Below are 23,710 nucleotides of genomic sequence, written 5' to 3'. Positions count from 1 at the left end.
GATGAAGATACGTAATTGTTGTGATTGGGACGAGTGAATTTTGAGACGTTAATGTTTTCGCACCATCATGAGTATGGGGTTAACCAATTCTTTTACATAAGCTAATGGAGAGTCTCCTTTAGCTGTAGTGGTTCCGAGGTCGCTAGTGCAAGGGCCGGGTAAGTAGTAAGTGCCAAACATCAAATCAAAAAAGGCAAACAAAGTAGCAAAATTGCTATTCATTCCCTTGCCATCCAAAGCATGATGCCAACGGTGCATTGCTGGCGAAACCAATACTTTTCCTAGTACAGGTCCAAATGTCCATGGCAGGTCTGCATGAATGAACATACCGTAGTAATGGCGTATCAGTCCATTGATGATCAATGCCCATGCAGGAAATCCTAGAACTAGCAGGAATGCATTATCAATAATTAAGGTGTTAAGTCGATTGGCTGGGTGAAAGCGAAAAATGGTCATCCAGTTCATGTGCTTATCGCTATGATGCATGACATGAATTGGCCATAGGGCTCGATGGTGTTCAATGCGATGACGACAATAGCCGATAAAGTCTCCAAGAATCAAGATGACGAATATCGTTACATATTCGGGTAACGTTGAAAAAATCGTAGATGAAGGTAGCATAATCTGGTGGGTGGTAATGCTGTTATGCAGCCACTGATAAATAACTACCAAGATGGGCGCAACCAGAAGCGCGTCCATGAAATAAGATGAGAGGTTAAAACCGAGGTTGCGGGGAAAGCATTTTTCTAACACCACAATAGGATACCGATAATGTAGAAATATCGAGACGATGAGAAAAATAAGGGCGGGAACGGAAAGCCCGGTCAAGGTGTTATATAGTAATTCAATCATCCGGATTGGATCTTATTTGTAAAAAAAGCTTACTGAGATCAGTAAGCTTTTTTATTACGCAATATTGCTTATTTTTGAATAATTAGGGTGTTGTAGGAGCAGTAGCACCTTGACAAGATTTTGGTGAATATTTAGTTTTTGCATCACCGGTTAAATCACTATCACAACTCCAAACACCTGTTGCTGATGCACGGGTAAGTGTGATTTTTTTACCATTTACTTGGGACGGAGCGTTAAGAATGGTACATTCGAGGCCAGTTGCAGCAACGGCAATAGTGCAGTTAGATGTGGTTGTCGCTGGAATGTTCAAGTTAGCTGTAGAAGGTGTTTCACCGTCATTTGAAACAAGCTCAAATGCAGTTTTATACCCTGATATTTCGGATAAACCAGCAGTAAATTTTGCTTTTGCTTGATAGTCAGAATAAGCCGGAATCGCCACTGCCGCCAAAATACCAATGATCGCCACTACGATCATCAGTTCGATCAACGTAAAACCTTGTTGTACTTTTTTCATCATGAACCCCTTTAGTTGAGTTGAGTGTTTGCTGCGGTTGGAGGAGTACCGCATGCATTGCTTATTGCAATGGCTGTGCCAGCTTTAGGTGATGATGGGTTATGTATTGAATTTTAAGGATTTTGTCAGATGGAAAATAAAAAAGCGGAGTTGTTGCTCCGCTTTTTGTTCACCTTTAACTGACAATTTTTGTCACGATGTGACAAGCATTGTTAGGTTTGCAAGTAAATTACTTGCCTTCGGCAACCTTTTTCAGGTTGGCAAGGCCGGCGTCATATACGCCATTGATCGCATCCAGAGCGGACTTGTCATCCTGGCCTGGAGGGATGGGCGGGTTGAGCTTGTACACGCGGTAGAAGCGGCCCATCCACTTGACTTCGGTCTTGCCGCCTTCGGCTTCCTTCACGGTGATGGTGGAGTAGTAGTCGGAGACGGGCAGCGCGCCTTCAATGATGCCGTACTTGAGCTGCTTGCTGTCCTCGTCGATGCTCTTGAGGTTTTCCAGGATGGTGCCGCCGCCCTTGAGGGTGAGCAGGCGTACGGTTTCTTCCGTACCGTCTACCGTGCGCTTGTCGAGCTTGGTGCTTTCAACCGCGGGGTGCCATTTCTGCATGTTGCCGAAGTCCTTGACCAAGGCCCAGACTTTGTCCGGGCTGGCGTCGATGACGACAGTCTTTTCAACTTTCTGCGGTGAAGGGCCGTGGGCGGCGGCAGTGAGCGGCAGCAGGCCGATGGCAAGTAATGCGAGGATTTTCTTCATCTATGTTTCTCCATGTTTTTGCAAGTTATAAAAGTGGAACCGTCAATGTGCTGTCCTGCTGCTAGGTTGTAGCGGGACAGCATACCTGGAAACCTCAGAACAAATCACCGTGCCGCAAGCATCTGCGGAATCGGGTGGGCTGCTTCGTTGCAAATCCTCGCGATAGCTATGGCTATCACTGTGGTTTGCGCCTCGCATCACATCCCGATCCGCAGTGCTTGCTGGCTACTCGATTTGTTTTGAGGTTCCCGGCAGCTCCCAATCAATGCGACGTCTTGTTGAGTATAAACTGTCCGAACGCCCGGCTTTGCTTGCCGGTGGAAATGTCCTGGATATGTTTATGGCTGCTGGCGTCTATCACTGAAACCGAGTTGTCAAACCAATTGGCAACGTAAATTTTGTTGGTGGAAGCATCGTAGTTGATGCCTTCCGGGAAACCGCCGACGCGGATCTTGGCGGTTTCCTTGTTCTGTTCGAGGTCGATCACGGAGACCGTGTCCGCCTGGGTGTTGGTGACGTAGGCGTAACGGCTGTCCGGGCTCACCGTAACGCAATATGGGTGTTCCCCCACGGCAATGGTGCGTGTTTCAAGGCTTTCCAAATTGATGACCGACAGGCTGTTGGCATAGACATTGACGGCAAAAATCTGCTTGCCATCCGGCCCGAGGGTGATACCGAACGGGTGCTCGCCGGTGGCGATGCGCTGCAGCACTTTGAGGGAGTGCGTGTCGATCACCGCCAAATCGTTGCTGTCGCGATTGGCGACATAAAGCTTGCTGCCGTCGTGGCTGACGATGAGCCCCGCAGGCGCTTTGCCGATGCTGACTTCGCGGCGCTGGCTGGGATCGGCAGTATCGATTGCCAGGACGCGGTCATCGCCCCAGTCTGCAACGTAGAGTGTTTTGCTGTCCGGCGAGAGGGCAATGCCGACTGGCGAGCCGGATATCTCGATGGTGTCGATGACTTCATGTTTTTTGCTGTCTATCACCGATACCGAGTGGCTATCGACATTGCTGATATAGACTTTGCCCAGGCTGGCGGAGGCGGCAACGCCTACGGGGGCCTTGCCTACGGCAATGGTGGCGATGACGCTCTGATCGGCAAGGTTGAGAACGGAAACGGTGTTTTCACCCTGGTTGGTGATGTAGGCCTCATCTGCCAGAGCCGGGAAGACAAATGCCAGAAGAAGCAGGAAGCTGCTGAGGATACGGATGTTGTGTTTCACTGTCGATGACGTTTTTGCGATCGGGTTTTGCCAGTTGGTTAAGGTAACGCGTCAACGTTGCTGCAGGTTGACCCGGCAGTATACGGGGGCGTTGCAAACAGCGTCAAGGCTGGATTTCTCCTGTGTTTTCCGGGATTTTGATCGTGGCGTTGCAGCTTGCCCAGCTTTCAATATCTGGCGAAATATGGAAAAATGACGACAAACTATAGAGGTATGTTGTCATGATAGATCGGGATGGATATCGCCCGAATGTCGGCATTATTTTATGTAATGCCCGCAATCAGGTGTTTTGGGGTAAGCGCATCCGCGAACACTCTTGGCAGTTTCCGCAAGGCGGGATTAAATATGGCGAGAGCCCTGAGCAAGCCATGTACCGCGAATTGATGGAGGAGGTTGGGCTGCGTCCCGAGCATGTCAAAATCCTGGGCCGCACCCGGGATTGGCTGCGTTACGACGTGCCCACCAACTGGATCAAGCGCGAATGGCGTGGCAGTTACAAGGGGCAGAAGCAGATATGGTTCCTGCTCCGGCTGGTAGGACGTGATAGCGACGTGTCATTGCGTGCCAGCACGCATCCGGAATTCGATGCCTGGCGCTGGAGCGATTACTGGGTAGCGATGGATTCCGTCATTGAGTTCAAGCGCGATGTCTATCGCCTGGCGTTGAAGGAGCTGTCCTCCCATTTGGCGGATCGCCGGCGCGCACGCGCGGCGGAGAAGCTGGATCAGCCAGTGCGTTGATTTTCCTATGGAGATTCCGGCGTCGGGCCGGAATCTCCTTTTCAGTTTCATTTCAATCTTGTTGCGCCATTGCCTCGCCCAGGGATACGGCCTTCAATGGATGCCAGCCGGCCTGGAACTTAAGTCCTGCCGCTTCCGGGTAGAGTAGCACCACTGTCGACCCTAGCAGGAAGCGTCCCATTTCCTCACCTTGTTTCAAGTGAATGTCCTGGTCATGATAGTGCCAGGCCTGGATTTTCCCCGGACGCGGCGGGTTGACGATGCCGTGCCATACGGTCGCCATGCTGCCCACAATGGTGGCGCCCACCAGTACCAGCACGAACTTGCCTTCGCCATGCGCGAATTCGCATACCACCCGCTCATTGCGGGCGAATAGCCCGGGGACGTGCTCGGCAGTCACGGGGTTGACGGAAAACAGGTCGCCGGGCACATAGGTCATGGAAAGCAGTTTGCCGTCGCAGGGCATATGAATACGGTGGTAGTCGCGGGGGCTGAGATAGATGGTGGCGAAGTAGCCGTTTTCATAATGCTGTGCCATCGAAGCATTGCCGGCCAGTAGGGCGGTGGTGGAGTACTGGTGGCCTTTGGCCTGGAAAATCTGGTCCTTGTCTATGCGGCCGAACTGGCTGATGGCGCCATCGACAGGGCAGATTTGCGCCGCATCGGCCAGCGGCCGTGCACCGGGCTTCAATGCACGGGTAAAGAAGTCGTTGAAGCTGGCATAGCTGGCAATGTCGGGATTCACCGCTTCCAGCATGTTGACCCGGTAATGCTTGGCAAACCAGCGGATGACGGCGGTGGTCAACCGGCCTGCCCGCAAGTGGGCGAGTTTGCCCGCCAATGCGGTCAGTGCGATTTTTGGGGTCAGGTATTGCAGTTTGACGGAACAGGGTTTTGACACACAAACCTCTTCATAGGGGACTGGATGTAAAAAAGAGGCTGGACGACGTCCAGCCTCTTTCTATTTTAACGTAGACTTTGATCGCTTAGTTCTTGGATTGAGACTAAGTGCGATCAATCTACCAAAAACTAATTAGTTCTTGGATTGATCTACCAGCTTGTTCTTGGCAATCCAAGGCATCATGGCGCGCAGTTGGCTGCCGACTTGCTCAATCGGGTGGGCGGCGGTCAGGCGGCGGCGTGCAGTCATGGATGGATAGTTGGTACGGCCTTCCAGGATGAATTGCTTGGCGTAATCGCCGTTCTGGATGTTGGTCAGGCATTCCTTCATCGCGGCGCGGGCTTGGTCGGCAATCACGCGCGGGCCGGTGACGTACTCGCCGTACTCGGCATTGTTGGAAATGGAGTAGTTCATGTTGGCGATGCCGCCTTCGTACATGAGGTCCACGATCAGCTTCAGTTCGTGCAGGCACTCGAAGTAGGCCATTTCCGGGGCGTAGCCAGCTTCGACCAGTGTCTCGAAGCCTGCTTTGACCAGTTCGACCGCGCCTCCACAGAGCACGGCCTGTTCGCCGAACAAATCGGTTTCGGTTTCTTCGCGGAAGTTGGTCTCGATCACGCCGCCCTTGGTGCCGCCGTTGGCTGCAGCGTAGGACAGTGCAATGTCCTTGGCCTTGCCGGAGGCGTCTTGGTAAACCGCGATCAGGGATGGCACGCCGCCGCCCTTGAGGTATTCGGAACGCACGGTGTGGCCTGGGCCCTTAGGCGCGATCATGATCACGTCCAGGTCCTTGCTCGGCACGATCTGGTTGTAATGCACGTTGAAACCGTGAGCAAAGGCCAGCGCAGCGCCCTTCTTCAGGTTGGGCTCGATTTCAGCGTGATAGATTTCTGCCATGGTTTCGTCAGGCAGCAAGACCATGACGACATCCGCGCCAGTGACGGCATCCTTGATTTCCTTGACGTCATGGCCTGCGTTCACGGCCTTGGCAAAGGAGCTGCCGTCCTTGCGGGCGCCGATGGTGACGGTCACGCCGGAGTCCTTCAGGTTTTGCGCGTGGGCATGGCCTTGGGAGCCGTAGCCGACGATGGTCACCTTCAGTTTCTTGATCAGGGATAGGTCAGCGTCCTTGTCGTAATAGACTTTCATTTTTTACCTTTCAATACAAATGGATTCTGTTGCCCGGTGCGATGGGCAACTTGAGTGTTTAAAGTTTGAGTATCCTGTCGCCGCGGCCTATGCCGGAAGCGCCGGTGCGCACGGTTTCCAGGATGACGGCCTTGTCCAGCGCTTCCAGGAAGGCGTCCAGCTTGGAGCCGGAGCCGGTCAACTCAATGGTGTAGCTGCCGTCTGCTACATCGATGATGCGGCCGCGGAAAATGTCGCACATGCGCTTCATTTCGTCGCGGAAGGAGCCGGTAGCCTTTACCTTCACCAACATCAGCTCGCGCTCGATAAAGCGGCCATCGTTGAGGTCCAGTACCTTGACCACATCAATCAGCTTGTTGAGCTGCTTGATGATCTGCTCGATCACATCATCCGATCCGGAGGTGACGATGGTCATGCGTGACAGCGTGGCGTCCTCGGTGGGCGCCACGGTCAGGGATTCGATATTGTATGCACGCGCGGAAAACAGGCCGGCAACGCGGGAGAGGGCGCCGGCTTCGTTTTCCATCAATATGGAGATGATATGTTTCATGGTTCTTCTTACAGGTCTTCAGCCAGGATGATTTCAGACAACCCCTTGCCGTTCGGCACCATCGGGAACACGTTTTCGTTCTGGTCGGTGATGAAGTTCATGAAGACGAACCTGTCGGTGAGGTTGAACGCCTCGGTCAAGGCGCCTTCAACGTCAGCGGGCTTTTCGATGTTCATGCCGACATGGCCGTACGACTCCGCGAGCTTGACGAAATCCGGCAGGCTGTCCATATAGGATTCGGAGTAACGGTTTTCATAGAAGAACTGCTGCCACTGGCGCACCATGCCCAGATAGCGGTTGTTGAGCAGGATCACCTTGATCGGCAGGTGGAACTGCTTACAGGTGGACAGCTCCTGGATGTTCATCTGGATGCTGCCCTCGCCGGTGATGCAGGCCACCTTGGCCTTGGGGTCGGCAAACTGCACGCCCATGGCATAGGGCAGGCCGACGCCCATGGTGCCCAGGCCGCCGGAGTTGATCCAGCGGCGCGGCTTGTCGAACTTGTAGTATTGCGCGGCCCACATCTGGTGCTGGCCGACGTCGGAGGTCACATAGGCTTCGCCCTTGGTGACTTCCCAGAGCTTCTCGATGACGAACTGCGGCTTGATGATCTCGCTGTTGCGGTTGTAGCCGAGACAGTTGCGTCCGCGCCATTCCTCGATCTGCGTCCACCAGGCCTTGAGCGCGGCAGCGTCCGGCGTGCGGGTTTCCGCATCGAGTAACTCGTTCATCTCGGCGAGCACGGACTGCACATGGCCGACGATGGGTACGTCCACCTTGACGCGCTTGGAGATAGAGGAAGGATCGACGTCGATATGGACGATGGTGCGGTCCTTGTTGTAGAAATGCTGCGGGTTGCCGATCACGCGGTCGTCAAAACGCGCGCCTACGGCCACCAGCACGTCACAGTTCTGCATCGCCATATTGGCTTCCAGCGTGCCGTGCATGCCGAGCATGCCGACAAACTGCCTGTCCGTCGCAGGATAGCCTCCCAGGCCCATCAGGGTGTTGGTCACAGGGAAGCCCAGCCTGTGGGCGAGCTTGATCAATTGATCTGCCGCATCGCCCAACACCACGCCGCCGCCGGTATACAGCATGGGGCGCTTGGCTTCGAGCATGAGCTTGATGGCCTTCTTGATCTGGCCGGAGTGTCCTTTGAGGATAGGCGTGTAGGAGCGCATCTCCACGCTTTTCGGGTATTCGTAATGGCCGAGGTGCGCGGTAATGTCCTTGGGGATATCGACGACCACGGGGCCGGGGCGTCCGGTCGCGGCGATGAAGAACGCTTTCTTGATGGTGGGCGCTATGTCCTTGACATCCTTGACCAGGAAGTTGTGCTTCACGCAGGGGCGCGAGATGCCGATCATGTCCACTTCCTGGAAAGCATCCAGGCCGATGGCAGGCGTCGGCGCCTGGCCGCTGATGACGACCATGGGGATGGAATCCATGTGGGCGGTGGCAATGCCGGTAATGGCGTTGGTGGCGCCCGGGCCGGACGTCACCAGGGCGACCCCGACTTCACCTGTGGCGCGGGAATAGGCGTCCGCTGCATGGACAGCAGCTTGCTCATGACGGACCAGGATATGCTTGAACTTATCCTGTTTGAATATTTCATCGTAAATATTGAGCACTGCGCCGCCAGGATAGCCGAAAACGTATTTGACGTTCTCTTCCTGCAAACAGCGAATGACGATTTCTGCGCCAGATAATTCCATAGATATTGCTTGTTATGCCGAGAATTTGGGAAACTTAGAACACTAACGGTTTGCGCCATTTTGGTCAAGGAAGATTACGTGAGCCTCGGCTTTAAGCCAGTGATTTTAAGTGGCTTGTGGCAAAGCCTGCTGGGCAGTTTGCCGGTGTTCTGCATCGTTATTCAAACGGCGGCGGCGCGACCTTGAGCAGTTCTTCTATGGTGGTCAGGCCCGCGGCAATTTTCTCGGCGCCGTTGATCAATAATGGCTGCATGCCTTGCTGGTAAGCCAGCTTTTTGATGCTGGCGAGATCGGCGTCGTGAGTAATGAGTTTCTTGAGTTCCGGCGTCAGAGACAGCATCTCGTAAATGCCGCTGCGGCCGCGATAGCCGGTCATGCGGCATTCCAGGCAGCCGTTGGCGGCATAGATTTGCGCGGGCTTGGGCAGTTTCCATGCGCCCACCAGTTCACTCCACTGCTCCTGGCTGATATCGGCAGGCGTCTTGCAGTGCGGGCACAAGGTGCGCACCAGCCGCTGCGCCATGATGCCGATCAGCGAGGAGTGGATCAGGTACGGTGGAATGCCCAGGTCCAGCAGGCGGGTTACCGCGGCAGGCGCGTCATTGGTATGCAGGGTCGAGAGTACCAGGTGGCCGGTCAATGCGGCCTGGATCGCCATTTCACCGGTTTCCACGTCGCGGATTTCGCCCACCATGATGATGTCCGGGTCCTGGCGCAGCAGGGTGCGTACGCCGTCGGCGAACGTCAGCCCGATGTTGTGCTGCACCTGCATCTGGTTGAAGGCGGGTTCCACCATCTCGATGGGGTCTTCCACGGTGCAGACGTTGACTTCCGGCGTTGCGAGCAGCTTAAGCGTGGAATAGAGCGTGGTAGTTTTGCCGGAACCGGTCGGCCCGGTGACGAGGACGATGCCGTTCGGGCTTTGCGTCCACTGCGTCCATTTTTGCGCCTGCTCGCTGGAAAACCCCAGCTCGACGAAATCCTTGACCAGGATTTCCGGCGTGAAAATACGCATCACCAGTTTTTCGCCGAATGCCGTGGGCATGGTGGACAGGCGCAGCTCGATTTCCTCGCCCTCGTCCGTCAGCGTCTTGATGCGGCCATCCTGGGGGCGGCGCTTCTCCACCATGTCCATGCGGCCCAGCAGCTTGATGCGGTTGGTGATCGCATTCATGATGGCGCTGGGCAGTTGATACACCTGGTGCAGCACGCCGTCGATGCGGAAGCGCAAGATGCCCATATTGCGGCGCGGCTCGAGATGGATGTCGCTCGCGCGCTGCTCGAAGGCGTACTTGAACAGCCAGTCGACGATGTTGACGACATGCTGCTCGTTGGCATCGAGATTCTTGTTCTTGCCTAATTCAACTAGTTGTTCCAGGTTTTGCACGCCAATGACCTGGCCGGCTTTTGCCGTGTTGGCGAGATTGATGGAGTTGGCGAGGTTGTAGACTTCCGGCAGGTAGCGGCTGATTTCGCGCGGGTTCGCGACCACGAGCCGGATGCTGAGCTTCAGGATGCGTTCGAGGTCGGGTATCCAGTCGGTGAAGAACGGCTCGGCGGTCGCGATGACGGCTTCCTGGCCGCTGACCTTGACCGGCATGATCTTCAGGCGCTCGGCATAAGCCTTGGAAATGACCTGGGCCACGGCGCTGAAATCCAGCTTGAGCGGGTCTACATGAAAGTGTTCCAGGTTGGCCCGTTTCGCCAGCCAGGCGGTGAGCATTTCGAGGGAAAGCTGCTTGTTCGGGGACTGCAGGCTTTTCCATTTCTGCTCGCTGATGATGATCAGCGGATGCAGGTTGGAGCTGTCCAGTCTGCGGTCCTTGAACAATTGCTCCGCCTGCAGCTTGTGCACCAGCCCGTCATTGACCAGCATGCGCAAGGTATCGCCCAGTGACAGGCGGCCGGGAGCAGGGTGGAAAATGGCGCTAGGTTGACTCATGTGAGGAATACTAAAGATTCGCGCAGCAAAAGTCGATGCAATGCAACGTGTCCGTCAAGCCGTTTCCGGCTGGAAGCGCATGGAAAGGTCGATCGCGTGCACATGCTTGGTCAGGCTGCCGATGGAAATGCGGTCGACCCCGGTCAGGGCGATTTCGCGCACATTGTGGATGTCGATGCCGCCGGACGCTTCGAGGATGGCTTGTCCGCGGTTGATCCTGACGGCTTCGGCAAGTGCCGGAATATCGAAATTGTCGAGCAGGATCAGCTTGGCGCGTGCTTTCAGCGCGATCCTCAGTTGTTCGAGGGTTTCCACCTCGATCTGGATAGGCACGCCCGCATCCAGTGCGCGGGCGTTTGTTAACACGGCCTCGATACTCCCGGCGGCGGCGATGTGGTTTTCCTTGATTAATATTCCGTCGTAAAGCCCGATGCGCTGGTTGAGCCCGCCGCCGATGCGCACGGCGTATTTTTGCGCGATGCGCAGCCCGGGCAATGTCTTGCGCGTGTCGAGGATATGGGCGCTTGTCCCGGCGATGGCGTCGACGTATTGCCGCGTGGCGGTTGCGGTCGCTGAAAGCGTCTGCAGGAAGTTGAGCGCGCAACGTTCGGCGGTCAGCAAGGCGCGGGCGGGGCCGGATAAGGTGCAGATCGTGCTGCCGGCCTTGACCAGGTCGCCTTCCTGAACCAGCCATTCGATCGCAATCTCCCTGGAGACGTGGCGGAACGCTGCGCTTGCCCAGGGGATGCCGCAAACTACGGCATCTTCGCGTGAGAGGATGGTGGCGGTTGCCAATTGGCCTGCGGGCACCAGCTGGGCAGTGATGTCTCCGGCGCCGACATCCTCTTCCAATGCGCGCAGGATATCCGCCTCGATGACTTTTTGCAGGGCGTTGGGGAGCAGTGCTTGCTGTGATGTGGAGTCCATGATTTACATTATAATGCAGTCATCCATCTCTCAAGTCTTATTCAAGATGAAGCTCCTATACTCCAACACCAGCCCATATGCGCGCAAGGTGCGCGTGGTGGCCGCAGAAAAGCGCATCGACGTGGATATGGTGCAGGTTGTGCTCGCCGACCCGGACTGTCCGGTCAACGACCATAATCCGCTGGGCAAGATCCCGGTGCTGATCCTGCCGGATGGCGACAGCCTCTATGACTCGCGCGTGATCGTGGAATACCTGGATCATCGCACGCCGGTGGCGCACCTGATTCCGCAAGACCATACGGCCAAGATTGCTGTCCGGCGATGGGAGGCGCTGGCTGACGGCGTGACGGATGCGGCCATCGCGGCCGTGATCGAGGGACGCCGCCCGGAAGAGGCGCAGGACCCGGCAGTGATTGTCAAGCAGCTAGGCAAGGTGGAGCGCGGCCTCAAGACCCTGGATCAAGACCTTGAAAAGAAAAAATGGTGCGTCAATGAAAGCTTCAGCCTCGCTGACATTGCCGTGGGATGCATGCTGGGCTATCTGGAGCTGCGCTACCAGCATCTGGACTGGAAGCAGCAGTATCCCAGCCTGGCCAAGCACTATGCGGCCATGATGAAGCGGGCTTCATTCAAGGATACTGCGCCAGCCGCGACCTGATTGGAGGCGGCAGGAAGCGAATATAGACAGCCCTGAAGCCGAGCGCGTTAAAGGGCTGACGTGATGATGCCGCCGCCCAGGCAGACATTGCTTTCATAGACCACGACCGACTGCCCCGGCGTGATGGCCCATTGCTTCTGGCCGAAGCGGATGTCCGCGCTCTCGCTTGTCAGCTTGTCGATTTCGCAAGGCGCATCCGGCTGGCGGTAGCGTGTCTTGGCGGCATAGACCCAATGGGTTTTCGGCTCTTCTCCCGCGATCCAGTGCAGGTTGCCTGCGACCAATCCGTCATTGAGCAGCAACGGGTGGTCGTGCCCCTGTACCACGACCAGCACGTTGTGCTGCATGTCCTTGCCCGCGACGAACCAAGGCTCGCCGTTGCTTTCCTTCGAGCCGCCGATTCCCAACCCCTGGCGCTGCCCCATGGTGTAGTACATCAGGCCGTTGTGCTGGCCGACGACCTTGCCTTCCGGCGTCTGGATTTCCCCGGGCGCGCGCGGCAGGTAGCGGCTGAGGAATTCCTGGAACGGGCGTTCGCCGATGAAGCAGATGCCGGTGGAATCCTTCTTCTCGCTGGTGGGCAGGCCGGCGCGGCGCGCAATCTCGCGGATTTCGCGCTTGAGCAGGTGGCCTAGCGGGAACAGGGTCTTGGAGAGCTGCGCCTGGTTGAGGCGGTAAAGAAAATAGCTCTGGTCCTTGGTGCCGTCGTCCGCCTTCATGAGTTGGAACAGGCCATTCTTCTCGCGCACCTGGGCATAATGGCCCGTAGCCATGAGGTCGCCGCCCAGCGCCATGGCATGGTCGAGGAAGGCCTTGAACTTGATCTCGGAATTGCAAAGGATATCCGGGTTGGGAGTGCGGCCGGCGCTGTACTCTTCCAGGAAATTGGCGAACACGCGCTCCTTGTATTCCTTGCTGAAGTTCACTGCCTCGATCTCGATGCCGATCTTGTCGGCGACGGCGGCTGCATCGATCAAGTCCTGCTTGGCCGGGCAGTATTCGTCGGTATCGTCGTCCTCCCAATTCTTCATGAACAGGCCGACGACTTCGTAGCCTTGTTCCTTGAGCAATAGTGCTGCGACGGAGGAGTCGACGCCGCCGGACATGCCGACGATGACTTTTTTCTTCATGATGGATGTTCTATCTGCTAAATGGCAACGCTATAAATGGGTAATCACATTGAGCGGGAAACGCTGTCCCGCCAGGTAGTGCTCGACGCAAGTGAGTACTTGCGGGCTGCGGTGCCTTGCCTGGCTGGCGCGGATCTCGTCCGGGGTCATCCAGATTGCGCGGATGATGCCGTCGTCCAAGGGCAAGCCTGGCTGATGGTCGTCAACATGGCCGATAAAGGCGAACCGCAGGTAGGTAATGTCCTTGAGCGGGTGGCGCCAATGGTAGATGCCCAGCAGGCTTTGCGGCGTGAAACGGTAGGCGGTTTCCTCGCGGGCTTCCCTGACGACGGCTTCCAGCAGGCTTTCGCCATTCTCCACATGCCCGGCAGGCTGGTTGAGGCGGATGCCGTCCGCGGTTTCTTCCTCCACCAGGAGGAAACGGCCGTCCTGCTCTACGATGGCGGCGACAGTGGTATGGGGTTTCCAGATCATGGACTTCTTCACCAGGCGACTGGCCACATCCGCAGCCAGATAACGTAAACCCATAATTTTACAGCGGGATTGATCGTGAAGCCAGCATTGCCGTCGGCGTGCTGCTGTAACTTTCTTGTTGGAGGCGAAGGCTATCGGGTAGTATCGTCGCCCAATATCAACCTATTACAGGCCATGTGCATCAAATATGACACGCATTTATCTCGCTTCCCGCTCACCTAGGCGCGCAGAGCTGTTGCAGCAAATCGGCGTGGAGTTTGTCGTCATCCCTTCCGATATAGACGAGTCTGTATATAATGCGGAGTCGGCTGCCGATTACGTCTTGCGTCTCGCGCGCGAGAAAGCCCATGCCGGCGCGGCCAGCCTGCAAACGCTGGATATGCCGGTGCTGGCTGCGGATACCACGGTATGCGTCGATGGCGCCATTCTCGGCAAGCCGGCAAGCGACGAGGAAGCCTATGCCATGCTGGCGTCCATGTCGGGCCGCTGGCATGAGGTGCATACGGGGGTCGCGCTGGCAAGCAACCGCGGCGTGGAGGTCGCGTTGTCAACGACGCGCGTGAAGATGGCGACATTGAGTCATGACCTGATCGCTGCCTATGTGTCCAGCGGTGAGCCGCGGGACAAGGCTGGCGCTTACGGCATACAAGGCCTGGGGGGGACATTGATAGAACGCATTGAGGGTAGCTATACCGGCGTGATGGGATTGCCATTGTTCGAGACGGCGAACCTGCTGAGAAATTGCGGATTTGCCATTCCACGCCAGGCAGCCTGAGTTGAAACCGGCCTAGGTTAACCATCCAGAGATCGAGAATCCAAGAACAATCAACATGAGTGAAGAAATACTGATCAATGTCACCCCGCAGGAAACCCGCGTTGCGATCGTCGAACAGGGTGTATTGCAGGAGCTGCACGTAGAGCGCGCCACCTCGCTGGGGCTGGTGGGCAACATCTATCGCGGCAAAGTGTGCCGCGTACTGCCGGGAATGCAGTCGGCCTTCGTCGAGATCGGCCTGCAGCGTGCCGCCTTCCTGCATGTGGCAGATATCCTGGAGTGCTGTAGCCCGGAGAAGGAAAAAGCCATCCAGGAAGTGCTGCATGAAGGCCAGCCGGTCATGGTGCAGGTGATCAAGGAGCCGATCGGCACCAAGGGCGCGCGCCTGACCACGCAGATCAGCATTGCGGGCCGCTTCCTCGTGTATCTGCCGCAACAGCAGCATATCGGCGTATCGCAGCGTATCGAGGACGAGGCTGAGCGCGAACTGCTGCGCGAGCGCCTGCTGCGCCTGCTGCCGGAAAAGCGCGAGGGCGGCTACATCATCCGCACCATGTCGGAAGCGGCGACCGATGAAGAGCTGTTGGCGGATATCGATTACCTGCAAAAGGTCTGGAGCAATATCCAGGCGGCCAGCCATGGGGCTGCCGACCGTTCCTTGGTGTTCCAGGACCTGGATTTGCCCATGCGCGTGCTGCGCGACGTGGTCAATGAAGAAACGGAGCGCATCCTGGTGGATTCGCGCGAGACTTATCAAAAGCTGCTGGATTTCGCCAGCCACTATGCGGTGGGGGCGGTGAAGCGCATCGAGCATTACCAAGGCGCCCGCCCGTTGTTCGACATGTACAACGTCGAGCACGAGATCAACAAGGCCATGTCGCGCAAGGTGGAGCTCAAGTCGGGCGGCTACCTGATCTTCGACCAGACCGAGGCGCTGACCACCGTGGACGTGAACACGGGCGGCTTCGTCACCGGGCGCAGCCTGTCAGACACTATCTTCAAGACCAATCTCGAGGCCGCGCAATGCATCGCGCGCCAGCTGCGCGTGCGCAACCTCGGCGGCATCATCATCATCGACTTCATCGACATGGATGAGGAAGAGCAGCAAAACGCCGTGCTCGCCGAGCTGAAAAAGACCGTGGCCAAGGACAGGGCGCGTACCGGCGTGAACGGGTTTTCCACGCTCGGCTTGGTCGAGATGACGCGCAAGCGCACGCGCGAAAGCCTGGCGCACCTGCTGTGCGAGCCTTGCCCGTCCTGCAAGGGGCGCGGCGAGGTCAAAACCGCGCAAACCGTTTGCTATGAAATTTTCCGCGAACTGCTGCGCAACGCCAAGCAGTTCACCGCCCGCGAGTTCCGCATCCTGGCCGCGCCCAAGGTGATTGACCTGCTGCTGGACGAGGAGTCCCAGAGCCTGGCCAATCTCTCGGATTTCATCGGCAAGCCGATTTCGCTGCAGGCGGAAACGCATTATGCGCAGGAAACCTACGATATCGTGCTGATGTAGGTTTAGAGCCTGTTCATGATCTTTTCATAGGACACGTTGTCCCGGCAGGGTAGCCGCTGCTGCGTTACGTATCGGCTCTGAGTACGGGCATCCGCGCCCATGCCGGCTTACTTCCGCTTACATTCTTTTGCGCAAGCTTTACCTTGAGCTTTGTCATGGTCTTGTTTCTGGATTTATACTCGAATAGGACCATGTTTTGATCAAGGAGAAATGCCATGCGCAACATATCCCGAAGACAGCTCCTGCAGCTTGGAGGAGGCCTGGGCCTGTTGGCCGTTCTGCCCTTAGTTGGACATGCCGCCTTCGCGGCTGAAGGGCAGCCCCTGAAAATCGGCACTATCGGCGCCGGGAACCTGGGTGGCGCGGTCGGTGCTTTATGGGTGAAGGCAGGGCACGAAGTTCTGTTTTCCTCACGTGATCCTTCAAGCCTGAAATCGTTGGTCGATAGATTGGGTCCCAAGGCGCGCGCCGGCACTGTGGAAGAGGCGATTGCATTCGGCGATGCCATTTTGCTGGCCGTGCCTTATGAGGCTTATCCGCAAATCGGCCGCGACTACGGCGCAGCGCTTAAGGGCAAGATTGTGATCGACGCAGGCAACGCCAACCGTAGTTCGCTATATCCAGAGACGCAAGCCAACGGCATCGGCGTGACCACGGCCAAATACCTGCCCGGCGCACGCATCGTGCGCGCCTTCAATGCCGCAAACAACCGCGTATTCACCGACAATGCGGGCCACACGCCGCGCATCGCCATCCCGATTGCCGGCGACGACCAGCAGGCGCTGGAGGTTGCCAAGGCATTGATCTCCTTGGCCGGTTTCGATCCCCTGGTCGTAGGCGGGTTGAAGGATGCGGACAAGTTCGCCATGGGAACCGATGGCTTCGGGCATATCCTGACGGCTGACGAACTGGCAAAAAAGCTCGGCGTTGCACGTTGATCCTTGCAGGACCGAAGACCCCAAACAGCTGGCTGTTTGGGGTGAGTCTTAGGCAGTTTGGAATACGCTCTTAGAACAAGCGCAGCAATTGCTGCTCCATCGGCGTGACGAATACGATCAGGACCAGTTGCGCGACGATGAACACGACCAAAGGGCTTAGGTCGAAACCGCCGGCTGTGGGGATGCGGTTGCGCAATGGGCGCAACAGCGGCCGGGTAAGCGCATCCAGCACAGGCGTAAGGATGGTGTGGGGATTGATCCAGCTGAGAATGGCTTGAAGCAGCACTGCATAAAGGAAGATGTAGATGCTGAGCTTCAACAAGCCGACAAATGCCAGGCCCAGCAAGGCGATCCAGATGGTGTTGTCCGCCACGAGCAAGGGAAAGTCGCGTATCCACAACGAGCCCACTTGCAGCAGGAACTGCGCAATGAATGCCAGCAGCAGGGTAGAAGTGTCGAGGCCGCCGATTCCCGGGATAAAGCGCCGGACGGGCCTGACCGCGAAGTTGGTCACTGCGACCATGGCCTGGGAAACGGGATTGTGGAAAGGCGCGCGGGTCAGCTGCAGGTAAAAGCGCAGCAACAATGCCAAGGTAAACAAACCGAGGATGGTATGCAGCAGAAACTGCAAGGCGTTATTGATCATGCAAGCCCCCGGCATGAAATAGTATTGAGCATGGTTAGTCCTTTCCTAGCTGTTCGCCCAGTTCGCGAGCGCGCTCAGCGGCGGCATGCGCTGCCTGGATAATGGCTTGTTTGATGTTGGCCTGCTCCATGGAGAGGATCGCGCGTTCGGTAGTGCCGCCCTTGGAGGTCACCTGGGCGCGCAGCGCAGCGGCGGGCGTATCGCTCTGGCTGGCCAGCCGGCTGGCTCCCAGGAAAGTCTGCAGGCTTAAGGCGCGCGCCTGGTCGGGAGCGAAGCCCAGGTCCAGGGCCGCCTGTTCCAAAGCCTCGATGAAATAAAATACATAGGCCGGGCCGCTGCCTGAAATCGCGGTCACCGCATCTATCTTGCCCTCGTCATCGACCCATAATGTGCTGCCCGCCGCAGACAACAGCAGGTCGGCCTGTTCGCGCTGTTCTATGCTGACGCCATCCGTCGCATAAAGGCCGGATACGCCGGCCTGGATCTGGGCCGGCGTATTGGGCATGACGCGCACGATGGCGCTGTAGCCGTTCAGCCAGCGGCTGAGCGCGTCGCAGGTGATGCCGGCCGCAATCGAGATGACGAGCTGCTGGTTGAGGAAGCTGGCGAGAAAGATCGCCATGTCGCGTAATTGCTGTGGCTTGACAGCCAGCACGATGATGTCTGAGTTGGCGACGCTGGGCAGGTGCTCGGTGGCGTGAATGCCGAATTCTTCCGTCAATTGCTCCCGCTTTGCAGCATCAAGCTCAATGACATTGATGGCGGCCATGTTGTAGCCTTTTTGCTTGAGGCCGCCGATAATCGCGCGCGCCATGTTGCCGCCGCCGATAAAGCTGATTTTCATGTTGATTGTTCTGTGGTTGGTTTGATCCGGGCCCCGAAAATGGCGGAGCCCACTCTCACTATTGTCGCACCCTCTTGAACGGCTGCGGGAAAATCTTCGGACATGCCCATGGATAACGTATCCAAGTGGTGTCCGGCCGATTGCAGGCTGTCGTAGATGTCACGTACGGCGCGAAACTGCGACTGTTGTTCCTGCGGGTCATGGGTAGGGGCCGGAATCGCCATCAGCCCGCGCAGGCGCAGTTTGGGCAATTGCCTGATATGGTCTGCCAGGGCAATCGCGTCGGCAGCGCTGGTGCCGCTTTTGCTGTCTTCGCCGCTGACGTTGACCTGGATGCACACCTGCAGCGCCGCTTGGCCGGGGCCGCGGGCGGCATTGAGCCTGTCTGCGATCTTGGCGCGGTCCACGCTGTGCACCCAGTCGAAATGCCTGGCGATTGGCTGCGTCTTGTTGCTCTGGATCGGGCCGATGAAATGCCACTCTATCGCTAGGTCCTGGAGTTCCTCCTGCTTGGCGAGCGCTTCCTGCAGGTAGTTCTCGCCAAACTGGCGTTGCCCAAGCGTATAAACTTCGCGGATGGCGCTGGCAGGATGCGCCTTGCTCACCGCGAGCAGGCGGACGGAATCCGGCGCCCGGCCGGCATCAAGCGCAGCGGCCCCGATACGGGCCTTGATTGCTTGCCAGCGCTTGCCAATTGTGTCCATAATCCGTCCATTCTTCATGATTGCAACCATCCCGGCACCTGCGTGCCAGGTGCGGAATTATAACAGGAGCCTGTTTTGGATATTTCTGATTTGCTGGCGTTCTCGGTCAAAAACAAGGCTTCCGACTTGCACCTTTCGGCGGGTATGCCGCCATTGATCCGGGTGCATGGCGACGTGCGCAAGATCAACGTGCCGCCGCTGGACCACAGCGCAGTGCACGACATGGTGTACGACATCATGAACGACGGCCAGCGCAAGGTGTACGAGGAAACGCTGGAGTGCGATTTTTCCTTCGAGATTCCCAACCTCGCGCGTTTCCGCGTCAATGCCTTCAACCAGAACCGCGGCGCGGGCGCGGTATTCCGTACCATTCCCTCCAAGGTGCTGACCATGGAGCAGCTCGGCTGTCCGCCTATCTTCCGCGAGATTGCGCAGAACCCGCGCGGCATCGTGCTGGTGACCGGGCCGACCGGTTCCGGCAAATCCACCACGCTGGCGGCGATGATCGACTTCATCAATGAAAACGAGTTCGGCCATATCCTCACCGTGGAAGACCCGATCGAATTCGTGCATACCTCGAAAAAATGCCTGATCAACCAGCGCGAGGTCGGGCCGCACACCCTGTCTTTCGCCAATGCCTTGCGTTCCGCCCTGCGCGAGGACCCGGACGTGATCCTGGTCGGCGAAATGCGCGACCTGGAAACCATCCGCCTCGCACTCAGCGCCGCCGAGACCGGCCACTTGGTGTTCGGCACTTTGCATACCAGTTCCGCGGCCAAGACCATAGACCGTATCGTCGACGTGTTTCCCGCGGCGGAGAAGGAAATGGTGCGCTCCATGCTCTCCGAGTCGCTGCGCGCCGTGATCTCGCAGACCCTGTGCAAGACCAAGGATGAGCAAGGCCGCGTGGCGGCGCACGAGATCATGATCGGCACGCCCGCGATCCGCAACCTGATCCGCGAGAACAAGATCGCGCAGATGTATTCCGCGATCCAGACCGGGCAGAACGTCGGCATGCAGACACTGGACCAGAATCTGCAGGACCTGGTGCGACGCAACGTGATTTCCCTGGCCGAGGCAAGAACCAAGGCTGCCAACAAGGATGCCTTCGTCGGCTAACCGGGATTAAGGAATAGCATGGATCAGGGGCAAGCGGAGAAGTTTGTATTCGACCTGTTGCGGTTGATGCTGGGCAAGAAGGCATCCGACCTTTTCATTACGGCCGCCTATCCGCCCGCGATGAAGATCGACGGCAAGATGACGCCGGTGACGCAGCAGGCATTGACGCCGCAGCAGGCGCGCGAGATCGCGCGTGCGATCATGAACGACAAGCAGGCTGCGGAATTCGAGGCGACGCGCGAGTGCAACTTCGCCATCGGCATGCCCGGCGTGGCGCGTTTCCGCGTCAATGCCTTCGTGCAGCGCGGCAGCGTCGGGCTGGTGTTCCGCACCATCACCACCAAGATTCCGCGCCTTGAGGAACTGGGGCTGCCCGAAGTGCTCAAGGACGTGGCGCAGTCCAAGCGCGGGCTGGTGATCTTCGTCGGCGGCACCGGTTCGGGCAAGTCCACATCGCTGGCCGCGATGGTCGGTTACCGCAATGAAAACAGCCACGGCCACATCATCACCATCGAAGACCCGATCGAGTTCGTGCACGAGCACAAGAACTGCATCATCACCCAGCGCGAGATCGGCGTCGACACCGACAACTGGCATACCGCGCTCAAGAACACCTTGCGCCAGGCGCCCGACGTGATCCTGATCGGCGAAATCCGCGACCGCGAAACCATGGATTACGCGATCGCCTTCGCCGAGACCGGCCACCTATGCATGGCGACTCTGCATGCGAACAGCACCAACCAGGCGCTGGACCGCATCATCAACTTTTTCCCCGAGGAGCGTCGGCACCAGCTGCTCATGGATTTGTCGCTCAACGTGAAGGCTTTTGTCTCCCAGCGCCTGATTGCCCGAAAAGACAGCACGGGGCGGGTGGCTGCCATGGAAATCATGATCAACTCGCCCCTGATTTCCGACCTGATCTTCAAGGGGGATGTGCACGAGATCAAGGACATTATCGCCAAGTCTCGCGAACTGGGCATGCAGACGTTCGACCAGTCGCTGTTCGACCTGCACGAGGCTGGCCTCATCACCTATGAGGATGCCTTGCGCAATGCGGATTCGGTCAACGACCTCAGGCTCAGGATCAAGCTGGAAGGCAAGGATGCAAAAGACCGTGACCTCTCCGCAGGATTGGATAATCTCGGTATAGTGTAACCTGCCATGCCGGCATGGTTGCTGGCAATTCACAATTTCTTTTCTGAAAGCTTGATATGCTGGAATGGTTGGCAAGCCCCGAAGCCTGGATCGCACTCGCAACGTTGACCGCCCTGGAAATCGTCCTAGGCATAGACAATATCATCTTCATCTCCATCCTGGTCGGCCGCCTGCCGGAAAAGCAGCGCAATACCGCCAGGCGGCTCGGGCTCAGCCTGGCGATGATCGCGCGCCTGGCGCTCCTGTTCTCCATTTCCTGGGTCATGGGGCTGACCAAGCCCTGGTTCGAGATCGCGGGCGTGGAAATTTCAGGCCGCGACTTGATCCTGATCGGCGGCGGCTTGTTCCTGCTCGCCAAGGCCACCCACGAAATCCATAACAGCCTCGAGGGCATGGATGGGCATGGGGACGGCCATGTCGCGGTCAACAGCATGGGCATGGTGCTGGTGCAGATCGCGGTGCTGGATATCGTCTTTTCACTGGATTCCGTGATTACCGCGGTCGGGCTTGCCGACCATGTCGGCATCATGGCGACGGCCATCATCATCGCGGTCGGCGTGATGCTGTTTGCCGCCAAGTCGATCGGCGATTTCGTCGACAACCATCCCACCATCAAGATTCTTGCCTTGTCGTTCCTGATCCTCGTGGGCGTCACGCTGATGGTGGAGGGGTTCGACGTTCACGTGCCCAAGGGCTACATCTATTTCGCGATGGCGTTCTCGGTGGCGGTGGAAATGCTCAACATCCGCATGCGCAAGCGCGTGAGTGAAAGAAAGCCGGTAAAGCTGCGCAAGAAACCGATGCAATAATGATTTGCCATGTGCCGCAATAGTGCACGGCGTTAAATCATGGTGCGCGGAGCAATATAAGAAAGCAAATTTATTTCAGCCTATCTTGCTGAGTAATATGTAATTTTATACATACACTCATTTGGTATCCATATTGCTTTGGCTCCTAATGATCTTTTCAATATCATGGGAGTTGGCCAAATGAGTGAGCATGTCTGTCAGCAAGGGTGCCGTCATCATTCACATGCAGCGGATAACCCGGAAATCCAGCAGGAGTTTCAGGAAGGCAGGCGCGATTTCATGCGCGACTTTGCCGTTGGCGGCGTGCTCGCCTCTGCGGCAAGCATGGGTATCAGTGCCAGTGCTTTTGGCCAGACTACGCCCAAGTCTGGTTCTTCCACAGGGCATGCTACCCATTACTATATTCCCGCCAACGATAAAACCGTGAATTGGGGGTTCTTCAGTAAATCCTTGAAACCCCTTGTGGAGCTTGAGTCGGGTGACTTCGCCACCATGGAGACATTGACCCACCATTCCAATGACGATGCATCGCTCATGGTCAAGGGCGACCCTGGCGCCGAAAGCGTGTTTTATTGGGACAGCAAGCGCAAGAATGTGGATCGGCGCGGCATAGGGCCGATGGACCACAAGCTGGGGGCCGGCGGCGGCCTGGGCGTGCATATCTGTACCGGGCCGGTTGCGGTCAAGGGCGCGCAGCCGGGTGACGTGCTGGAAGTGCGGATTGTCGATGTGGCCTTGCGCCCGAGCGCCAACCCCGAATTCAAGGGCAAGGCTTTCGGCTCCAATGTTGCCGCCAACTGGGGTTTTCATTATAACGACCTGATAGAAGAGCCGAAGAAGCGCGAAGTGGTGACGATCTATGAACTGGATGCCACAGGCGAGCGCAACTGGGCCCGGGCATTCTATAACTACCGCTGGACGCCGCAGACCGATCCTTTCGGCGTGGTGCACCCGATTGTCGATTACCCAGGCGTGCCTGTGGATCACAGCACCATCAGCAAGAATTACGACGTGCTGAAAAATATCCGCGTCCCGGTACGCCCGCATTTTGGCACCATGGGGTTGGCGCCAGTGGAAGCCGACATGGTGAACTCCATCCCGCCGAGCTATACCGGCGGCAATATCGACAATTGGCGCATCGGCAAGGGCGCGACCATGTATTACCCGGTTTCAGTGCCGGGCGGCATGTTCTCTGTAGGCGACCCGCATGCCTCGCAGGGCGATTCCGAAATGTGCGGCACCGCGATCGAGTGCTCCTTGACCGGCACCTTCCAGTTCATCCTGCACAAGAAGGCCGACTTGGCGGGGACCGCACTGGAAAGCCTGCAGTATCCGTTGCTGGAAACCCAGGATGAATGGGTGCTGCACGGCTTCAGTTATGCCAACTACCTGGCCGAGCTTGGCGCTGACGCGCAAAACAGCATCTTCTCCAAATCCTCGCTGGATCTCGCGCTCAAGGACGCATTCCGCAAGATGCGGCATTTCCTCATGCATACCCAGCATTTGAGCGAGGACGAGGCGGTTTCACTGATGTCGATCGGCGTCGATTTCGGCGTCACCCAGGTGGTGGATGGCAACTGGGGCGTGCATGCCGTGGTGAAGAAAGGTATTTTCCCGGCACGCGATGTCTAAGTTTGGCTCGCTGGCGTGAGGCGTCCTGCTTGAGGCGGGGCGCC

General features: G+C 57.4%; 24 protein-coding genes. 9 read left to right on the top strand and 15 right to left on the bottom strand.

Annotation, left to right across the window (positions count from 1 at the left end; genetic code table 11):
* Positions 1-48: 48 nt before the first annotated feature.
* The 4 genes from ACWXTG_RS07705 to ACWXTG_RS07690 form a co-directional block, all read right to left on the bottom strand.
* Complete coding sequence (locus ACWXTG_RS07705; RefSeq protein ID WP_309566361.1) at positions 49-852, bottom strand: sterol desaturase family protein; 804 nt, start codon at positions 850-852, stop codon at positions 49-51.
* An 82-nt stretch (positions 853-934) separates the two neighbouring features.
* Positions 935-1,369 (bottom strand): pilin, encoded by a 435-nt coding sequence (locus ACWXTG_RS07700; RefSeq protein WP_405029518.1) that lies wholly within the window; start codon positions 1,367-1,369, stop codon positions 935-937.
* A gap of 226 nt (positions 1,370-1,595) precedes the next feature.
* Positions 1,596-2,126: an SRPBCC family protein gene (locus ACWXTG_RS07695; RefSeq protein WP_309566362.1), complete on the bottom strand. Its 531-nt coding sequence runs from the start codon at positions 2,124-2,126 to the stop codon at positions 1,596-1,598.
* Positions 2,127-2,388: 262 nt separating this feature from the next.
* Positions 2,389-3,351, bottom strand: coding sequence for a YVTN family beta-propeller repeat protein (locus ACWXTG_RS07690; protein ID WP_480219511.1), 963 nt, complete (start codon positions 3,349-3,351; stop codon positions 2,389-2,391).
* A 221-nt stretch (positions 3,352-3,572) separates the two neighbouring features.
* On the opposite strand from ACWXTG_RS07690, the gene ACWXTG_RS07685 reads away from it, so the two are divergent.
* Entirely contained in the window at positions 3,573-4,091 is a 519-nt protein-coding gene (locus ACWXTG_RS07685) for an RNA pyrophosphohydrolase (protein WP_309566364.1), read from the top strand.
* A gap of 52 nt (positions 4,092-4,143) precedes the next feature.
* Here ACWXTG_RS07685 and asd read toward each other — a convergent pair whose 3' ends face one another.
* The 6 genes from asd to nadC all read right to left on the bottom strand — a co-directional run bounded on the left by asd (position 4,144) and on the right by nadC (position 11,275).
* On the bottom strand, positions 4,144-4,992 hold the full coding sequence (gene asd / locus ACWXTG_RS07680; protein ID WP_480219510.1) for an archaetidylserine decarboxylase: 849 nt from the start codon (positions 4,990-4,992) through the stop codon (positions 4,144-4,146).
* A gap of 132 nt (positions 4,993-5,124) precedes the next feature.
* On the bottom strand, positions 5,125-6,141 hold the full coding sequence (gene ilvC, locus ACWXTG_RS07675; RefSeq protein WP_309566367.1) for a ketol-acid reductoisomerase: 1,017 nt from the start codon (positions 6,139-6,141) through the stop codon (positions 5,125-5,127).
* Positions 6,142-6,199: 58 nt separating this feature from the next.
* On the bottom strand, positions 6,200-6,691 hold the full coding sequence (gene ilvN / locus ACWXTG_RS07670) for an acetolactate synthase small subunit (protein ID WP_230342326.1): 492 nt from the start codon (positions 6,689-6,691) through the stop codon (positions 6,200-6,202).
* A gap of 8 nt (positions 6,692-6,699) precedes the next feature.
* The gene (locus ACWXTG_RS07665; RefSeq protein WP_480219509.1) at positions 6,700-8,406 is read right to left on the bottom strand and encodes an acetolactate synthase 3 catalytic subunit; all 1,707 of its coding nucleotides are present in this window, start codon (positions 8,404-8,406) and stop codon (positions 6,700-6,702) included.
* A 157-nt stretch (positions 8,407-8,563) separates the two neighbouring features.
* Complete coding sequence (gene tfpB / locus ACWXTG_RS07660) at positions 8,564-10,348, bottom strand: type IV pilus assembly ATPase TfpB (protein WP_407997300.1); 1,785 nt, start codon at positions 10,346-10,348, stop codon at positions 8,564-8,566.
* A gap of 54 nt (positions 10,349-10,402) precedes the next feature.
* A complete protein-coding gene (nadC, locus tag ACWXTG_RS07655) occupies positions 10,403-11,275 on the bottom strand; it encodes a carboxylating nicotinate-nucleotide diphosphorylase (RefSeq protein ID WP_480219508.1) in 873 nt (290 codons plus the stop codon).
* Between the two features lie 46 nt (positions 11,276-11,321).
* On the opposite strand from nadC, the gene ACWXTG_RS07650 reads away from it, so the two are divergent.
* The gene (locus ACWXTG_RS07650; RefSeq protein ID WP_309566374.1) at positions 11,322-11,933 is read left to right on the top strand and encodes a glutathione S-transferase family protein; all 612 of its coding nucleotides are present in this window, start codon (positions 11,322-11,324) and stop codon (positions 11,931-11,933) included.
* Positions 11,934-11,980: 47 nt separating this feature from the next.
* Here ACWXTG_RS07650 and mnmA read toward each other — a convergent pair whose 3' ends face one another.
* Entirely contained in the window at positions 11,981-13,063 is a 1,083-nt protein-coding gene (gene mnmA / locus ACWXTG_RS07645; protein ID WP_309566376.1) for a tRNA 2-thiouridine(34) synthase MnmA, read from the bottom strand.
* A gap of 30 nt (positions 13,064-13,093) precedes the next feature.
* Entirely contained in the window at positions 13,094-13,537 is a 444-nt protein-coding gene (locus ACWXTG_RS07640; protein WP_309566458.1) for an NUDIX hydrolase, read from the bottom strand.
* A gap of 187 nt (positions 13,538-13,724) precedes the next feature.
* On the opposite strand from ACWXTG_RS07640, the gene ACWXTG_RS07635 reads away from it, so the two are divergent.
* From ACWXTG_RS07635 to ACWXTG_RS07625, 3 genes are all read left to right on the top strand, one after another.
* On the top strand, positions 13,725-14,312 hold the full coding sequence (locus ACWXTG_RS07635) for a Maf family protein (RefSeq protein ID WP_309566377.1): 588 nt from the start codon (positions 13,725-13,727) through the stop codon (positions 14,310-14,312).
* Between the two features lie 55 nt (positions 14,313-14,367).
* Positions 14,368-15,819, top strand: coding sequence for a ribonuclease G (rng, locus tag ACWXTG_RS07630; protein ID WP_309566379.1), 1,452 nt, complete (start codon positions 14,368-14,370; stop codon positions 15,817-15,819).
* A 215-nt stretch (positions 15,820-16,034) separates the two neighbouring features.
* Entirely contained in the window at positions 16,035-16,757 is a 723-nt protein-coding gene (locus ACWXTG_RS07625) for an NADPH-dependent F420 reductase (RefSeq protein WP_309566381.1), read from the top strand.
* Positions 16,758-16,827: 70 nt separating this feature from the next.
* Here the strand turns inward: ACWXTG_RS07625 and ACWXTG_RS07620 are convergent, their stop codons facing one another.
* Genes ACWXTG_RS07620 through ACWXTG_RS07610 form a run of 3 tightly spaced genes read right to left on the bottom strand, consistent with a single transcriptional unit; the run spans position 16,828 to position 18,951 of the window.
* Positions 16,828-17,403 carry a YggT family protein gene (locus ACWXTG_RS07620; protein WP_309566382.1) on the bottom strand — a complete coding sequence of 192 codons (576 nt, stop codon included), beginning with the start codon at positions 17,401-17,403 and terminating at the stop codon, positions 16,828-16,830.
* 34 nt (positions 17,404-17,437) lie between these two features.
* On the bottom strand, positions 17,438-18,247 hold the full coding sequence (gene proC / locus ACWXTG_RS07615) for a pyrroline-5-carboxylate reductase (protein ID WP_309566384.1): 810 nt from the start codon (positions 18,245-18,247) through the stop codon (positions 17,438-17,440).
* Positions 18,244-18,951 carry a YggS family pyridoxal phosphate-dependent enzyme gene (locus ACWXTG_RS07610; RefSeq protein WP_309566385.1) on the bottom strand — a complete coding sequence of 236 codons (708 nt, stop codon included), beginning with the start codon at positions 18,949-18,951 and terminating at the stop codon, positions 18,244-18,246. The genes proC and ACWXTG_RS07610 overlap by 4 nt, the downstream gene beginning before the upstream one ends.
* Positions 18,952-19,026: 75 nt before the next feature.
* Between ACWXTG_RS07610 and ACWXTG_RS07605 the strand changes: the two genes are divergently transcribed.
* The 4 genes from ACWXTG_RS07605 to ACWXTG_RS07590 all read left to right on the top strand — a co-directional run bounded on the left by ACWXTG_RS07605 (position 19,027) and on the right by ACWXTG_RS07590 (position 23,666).
* Complete coding sequence (locus ACWXTG_RS07605; RefSeq protein WP_309566387.1) at positions 19,027-20,070, top strand: type IV pilus twitching motility protein PilT; 1,044 nt, start codon at positions 19,027-19,029, stop codon at positions 20,068-20,070.
* Between the two features lie 18 nt (positions 20,071-20,088).
* Entirely contained in the window at positions 20,089-21,225 is a 1,137-nt protein-coding gene (locus ACWXTG_RS07600; protein WP_309566389.1) for a PilT/PilU family type 4a pilus ATPase, read from the top strand.
* 56 nt (positions 21,226-21,281) lie between these two features.
* A complete protein-coding gene (locus tag ACWXTG_RS07595) occupies positions 21,282-22,034 on the top strand; it encodes a TerC family protein (RefSeq protein ID WP_309566391.1) in 753 nt (250 codons plus the stop codon).
* A gap of 180 nt (positions 22,035-22,214) precedes the next feature.
* On the top strand, positions 22,215-23,666 hold the full coding sequence (locus ACWXTG_RS07590; RefSeq protein WP_407992964.1) for an acetamidase/formamidase family protein: 1,452 nt from the start codon (positions 22,215-22,217) through the stop codon (positions 23,664-23,666).
* Positions 23,667-23,710: the final 44 nt, after the last annotated feature.

The sequence above is a fragment of the Methylobacillus sp. DLP286 genome (assembly GCF_056636515.1).
The sequence above is the reverse complement of the archived record's forward strand: the minus strand, read 5'-3'. Positions and strand labels throughout refer to the sequence as shown.